The following is a 5,129-nucleotide window of genomic DNA, read 5'->3' as shown; positions in this document are numbered from 1 at the left end:
CCTCGATATCCAGGGGGTGAGCGTCTCCCAGGGGCGCGAAGGCGTGACCCTGCGCATCGACGACAGCCTGCTGTTTCAAAGCGGCGCCGCCGCGCTGACGGCCCAGGGGGAAGCGGTGCTGGAGGGGCTTCGCGAGGCGATCGGAAGCTTCGACGGCGAAGTCTCCGTGGAGGGGCACACCGACGACGTGCCCATCGCCACCGCGGCGTTCGCCTCCAACTGGGAGCTCTCGACCGGACGGGCGATCGCCGTGGTGCGTTACCTGGAAAGCGAGGGCGTGGCGCCGTCGCACCTGCGCGCGGTGGGCTACGCCGATACCCGGCCGCTTCAAAGCAACGCCACCGCCGACGGGCGCGCCGCCAACCGGCGCGTCGAGCTGCTGCTGCGCCAGCCCCTCTCCGCCGACGCTACCCCCTAGGCGTCGGCGCAGCGTCGGCGCATCTCGTCGATCGCCTCCCCGGCGCCGTCGAGGGCGAAGGTCATGGTCCAGGGCTCGGCTTCACCCTGATCGAAGCCGATGAAGAGCTTCTCGCCGCTGCCCATCTGGGAAAGCAGCGTCTCGAGCTCGCCGAGATAGAAGTGGCTGTAGAAGCCGTCGTCGCCCCGCTCGACGATGAACTCCGCCATGGTGTCCACCAGGGGCTCGCGATCGACGCGCAGCCGCGCCGGCACCAGGTTCACCGCCCGGTCGTCGGTCTGGGCTTCTGCCAGAGTGACGCGCATCTCGAGCCAGGGCAGGTGGCACACGCCCTGGGTGGCGTTGACGCTGAGCGTGGCGTCCGAGTAGCTCGTGGCCTCGACGGCGCGAAAGTGGCGCTTGTCGCCGTCATCGAGGGTCAGCGCCTGCCAGGCGCCATGGTCGCGCGGCTCGCTGATGGTCAGCGACGCCGCCGAGGCGCCGGCGGCGAACAAGAGCCCCGCCGCGCCGAAGGCGAGAGGGGCGATAGAGCGGTACATCGGTCGGGTCATTCGGACGAATCCAGCAGCGGGCGTACGTTGTCGCTCAGGTAGCAGTCGTCGAACTCGCCCTCGGCGGCCAGCGCCGCGAGATCGGGGATGTTGACGTGATGGCGGTCACGGTAGACCAGGCCATCCTCGCTGAGCGCGGTGAAGGTGCGGCTGACGTGCACCGGGCTCAGGCCCAGCACGTCGGCGAGCTGCTCCTGGGAGAGCGGCAGGCGAAACTGGCCGCCGAGCCCCGGGTTGGTCTGGCTCAGGCGTGCGTGCATCTCGTTGAGAAAATGCGCCATCTTCTGGCGCGCGCTGCGCCGGGCGAGATTCACCAGCCGCTCGGTCATCATCGCCTGCTGGCGGCTGCTGATGGCGAACATCACCGAGGTGAGCGGAAGCGACTGGCGGAACAGGTCGATCATCCGCTTGTGCGGAAAGCGACACGCCACCCCGTCGGTGATGAAGCGCACGTTCTCCAGGTGCTGGGAGAAGGCGAATTCGCGCAGCCCGATGATGTCGCCGGGCAGGAAGATATCGAGAATGTGGCGATCGCCGTTCTCGAGGTGGCGGTAGGAGTAGGCCCAGCCGCTCTTGATGGTGCAGAACTCGTGGGCGCCATCCTTCACTTCCCACAGCAGCGACCCCGCCTTGTAGTCGACGGGGCTGTCCTCCAGTGAATCCAGCAGCTCCTCGTCTTCCTTCGAGATCGAATAGTAGTGATCGAAGTGACGTGCCAGGCAGCTTCTTTGCTTTCCCATGTTACTGCTCCTTGTCGCAAGCGGGTCGATCCGAAAACCATGACGTGTTCCAGCGCCGCCATCCCTGGCGGCGCGTGCAGGCTATCGGCGCTTCAAGAGCGGCGCCAGGAACCGCCCGGTGTGCGATACCTGCTTTTTCGCCAGCTGCTCCGGCGTGCCTTCGGCGATGATGCGCCCGCCGCCGGAGCCGCCTTCCGGGCCGAGATCGACGATCCAGTCCGCCGTCTTGATCACGTCGAGGTTGTGCTCGATGACCACGATGGTGTTGCCGTGATCGCGCAGGCGGTGCAGTACGGTCAACAGCTGGCGAATATCCTCGAAGTGTAGCCCAGTCGTGGGCTCGTCCAGAATATACAGCGTCTGGCCGGTATCGCGCTTGGCGAGCTCCCGGGCGAGCTTGACCCGCTGCGCCTCGCCGCCGGAGAGCGTGGTCGCGCTCTGACCCAGGCGAATGTAGGAGAGCCCCACGTCCAAAAGCGTCTGCAGCCGCCGGGCGATGGCCGGTACCGGGCTGAAGAATTCGAGGCCCTCTTCGACGGTCATCTCGAGCACGTCGTGGATGTTCTTGCCCTTGTAGTGGATGTCCAGGGTCTCGCGGTTGTAGCGCTTGCCCTTGCACACGTCGCAGGGCACGTAGATGTCCGGCAGAAAGTGCATCTCCACCTTGATCATGCCTTCGCCCTGGCACGCCTCGCAGCGCCCGCCCTTGACGTTGAAGCTGAAGCGCCCGGGCTTGTAGCCGCGCGAGCGCGCCTCCTGGGTACCGGCGAACAGCTCGCGGATCGGCGTGAAGATGCCGGTGTAGGTGGCCGGGTTCGAGCGCGGCGTGCGCCCGATCGGGCTCTGGTCGATGTCGATCACCTTGTCGAGCTGGTCGAGCCCCTCGATCGCCTGGTAGGGCGCCGGCGTCATGGTGGTGGCGCGGTTCAGGTCGCGCGCGGCGATCGGCATCAGCGTGCCGTTGATCAGCGTCGACTTGCCCGAGCCGGAAACGCCGGTGATGGCGATGAACAGCCCCAGCGGAAGCGACAGCGTGACGTCCTGCAGGTTGTTGCCGGTGGCGCCGCGCAGTACCAGCTGCTTTTCCGGGTTGCCGGGAATGCGGTGCGGCGGCACCGCGATCTCGCGGGTGCCGCACAGGTACTGGCCGGTCAGCGAGTCCGGGTGGTCCATGATCTCTTGCGGGGTGCCCTGGGCGACGATCTGGCCGCCGTGGACGCCGGCGCCGGGGCCGATGTCGAGCACGTGGTCGGCAGCGCGGATGGCATCCTCGTCGTGCTCGACCACGATCACGGTGTTGCCCAGGTCCCGCAGCCGCTCCAGGGTCTTCAACAGGCGGTCGTTGTCGCGCTGGTGCAACCCGATCGAGGGCTCGTCGAGGATGTACATCACGCCCACGAGCCCGGCACCGATCTGGCTCGCCAGACGGATGCGCTGGGCCTCGCCGCCGGAGAGCGTGTCGGCGCTGCGCTCCAGGGTCAGGTAGTCGAGCCCGACGTTGACCAGGAACTCGAGCCGCGAGTGGATCTCGTTGACGATCTTCTCGGCGATCTCGCCGCGTCGACCGGGCAGCGCGAGCTCGGCGAAGTAGTTCCAGGCCTCGCCGATCGGCGTGCGCACGATGTCGGCGATGTTGCGATCGTCGACGAAGACATGGCGCGACTCCCGGCGCAGCCGCGAGCCGTGGCAGGTCGAGCAGGTCTGGACCGCGATGTACTTGGCCAGGTCGTCGCGCACCATGTTCGACTCGGTTTCGCGGTAGCGGCGCTGCATGTTGGGCAGCACGCCTTCGAAGGCGTGCTCGCGGGTCACCTTGCGGCCGCGGTCGTTGACGTAGCTGAACGCCACCGGCTCGCTGCCGCTGCCGTTGAGGATGACGTCGCGCTGGCGCTTGGTGAGCTCCTTCCAGGGCGTCTCGAGGGCGAAGTCGTAGTGGCTGGCCAGCGCCTGAAGCTGGCTGAAGTAGTAGATGTTGCGCCGGTCCCAGCCCTTGATCGCGCCTTCGGCGAGCGACAGCTCGTCATGGCTGATCAGTTTTTCCGGGGCGAAGTACTGCTGGATACCCAGGCCATCGCAGGTAGGGCAGGCGCCGGCGGGGTTGTTGAACGAGAACATGCGCGGCTCGAGCTCGGAGAGCGAGTAGCCGCACACCGGGCAGGCGAAGCGCGAGGAGAAGGCGAGATCCTCGCGCTCGCCCTCCATGAAGTGGATCATCGCCGTGCCGTCAGCCAGGTTGAGCGCGGTCTCGAAGGACTCGGCGAGGCGCTGGGCGATGTCGTCGCGCACCTTGAAGCGGTCGACCACCACGCTGATGTCGTGCTTCTTGCGCTTGTCGAGCGGGGCGATGTCGTCGAGCTCGAGCACCTGGCCGTCGATCTGCACGCGCACGAAGCCCTGGGCGCGCAGCTCCGACAGCAGCTGCAGGTGTTCGCCCTTGCGGCCCTTGATCACCGGCGCCAGCAGCATGAGTTTCGTGCCTTCTTCCAGGTTCATCACCTGGTCGACCATCTGCGAGATGGTCTGCGCTTCCAGATCCTCGCCGTGCTCCGGGCAGCGCGGCGTGCCGGCGCGGGCGAACAGCAGGCGCAGGTAGTCGTAGATCTCGGTGATCGTGCCCACCGTCGAGCGGGGGTTGTGGGAGGTGGATTTCTGCTCGATGGAGATCGCCGGCGAGAGTCCCTCGATGTGGTCCACGTCGGGCTTTTCCATCATCGACAGGAACTGGCGGGCGTAGGTCGAGAGCGACTCCACGTAGCGGCGCTGTCCTTCGGCATACAGCGTATCGAACGCCAGCGACGACTTGCCCGAGCCGGAAAGCCCGGTGATCACGATCAGCTTGTCGCGCGGCAGTTCCACATCGATCTGCTTGAGGTTATGAGTGCGGGCACCTCTGACCAGAATGCTGTCCATCAACACCTCGAATCGCGTGGCAAAAGGGTAAGTATATGTTTGACGTCCCGGATACGGCAAAGCGGCAGGGACGCTTTGTCGCAAGGGCGGCGTTTCCAGCGTCAGTGCAAAGCGCTAGAATGGAGGGCTTTCCCGGGCCTTGGCCCTCTACCGTTTCAAAAGGGCACTATGCGCAACGTTTCCACCCTGCTGCTGGCCTCTGAACGCCGTGCAATCAGCGGGCTGGCGGGGCTCTACGCATCCCGCATGCTGGGGCTGTTCATGGTGCTGCCCGTGCTCGCGCTCTATGCCGACGCGCTGCACGGCGCCACGCCCTTGCTGATCGGCGTGGCCCTGGGGGTCTACGGGCTCACCCAGGCCGCGCTGCAGATCCCTTTCGGACTGCTCTCGGATCGCTTCGGGCGCAAGCGCATCATCGCGCTCGGGCTCGTCGTCTTCGCGCTGGGCAGCGTCGTGGCGGCCTTGGCGGACTCCATCGGCGGTATCATCGTCGGCCGCGCGCTTCAGGGG

Annotated in this window: 5 protein-coding genes; 2 read left to right on the top strand and 3 right to left on the bottom strand. The window is 66.6% G+C overall.

Annotation, left to right across the window (positions count from 1 at the left end; translation table 11 throughout):
* The coding region (locus tag BIS11_RS10545; RefSeq protein ID WP_253586023.1) for an OmpA family protein at positions 1-418 on the top strand (418 nt) is incomplete at its 5' end.
* On the opposite strand, the gene BIS11_RS10540 is transcribed toward BIS11_RS10545, so the two are convergent.
* The 3 genes from BIS11_RS10540 to uvrA form a co-directional block, all read right to left on the bottom strand.
* Positions 415-969: a hypothetical protein gene (locus BIS11_RS10540; protein WP_253423276.1), complete on the bottom strand. Its 555-nt coding sequence runs from the start codon at positions 967-969 to the stop codon at positions 415-417. The genes BIS11_RS10545 and BIS11_RS10540 overlap by 4 nt on opposite strands.
* Positions 966-1,709 (bottom strand): Crp/Fnr family transcriptional regulator, encoded by a 744-nt coding sequence (locus BIS11_RS10535; RefSeq protein WP_253423274.1) that lies wholly within the window; start codon positions 1,707-1,709, stop codon positions 966-968. Before BIS11_RS10535 ends, BIS11_RS10540 begins: the two co-directional genes overlap by 4 nt.
* A gap of 81 nt (positions 1,710-1,790) precedes the next feature.
* Positions 1,791-4,619, bottom strand: coding sequence for an excinuclease ABC subunit UvrA (gene uvrA / locus BIS11_RS10530; RefSeq protein WP_253423270.1), 2,829 nt, complete (start codon positions 4,617-4,619; stop codon positions 1,791-1,793).
* A gap of 168 nt (positions 4,620-4,787) precedes the next feature.
* Here uvrA and BIS11_RS10525 point away from each other — a divergent pair.
* Positions 4,788-5,129: MFS transporter (locus tag BIS11_RS10525; protein ID WP_253586022.1), on the top strand; the 342-nt coding region annotated here is incomplete at its 3' end.

The organism is Halomonas sp. 707D4 (assembly GCF_024158685.1).
In the GTDB taxonomy this organism is placed as follows: domain Bacteria; phylum Pseudomonadota; class Gammaproteobacteria; order Pseudomonadales; family Halomonadaceae; genus Vreelandella.
Note: the sequence above shows the minus strand (reverse complement) of the source record. Positions and strands in the feature narration are given on the sequence as shown.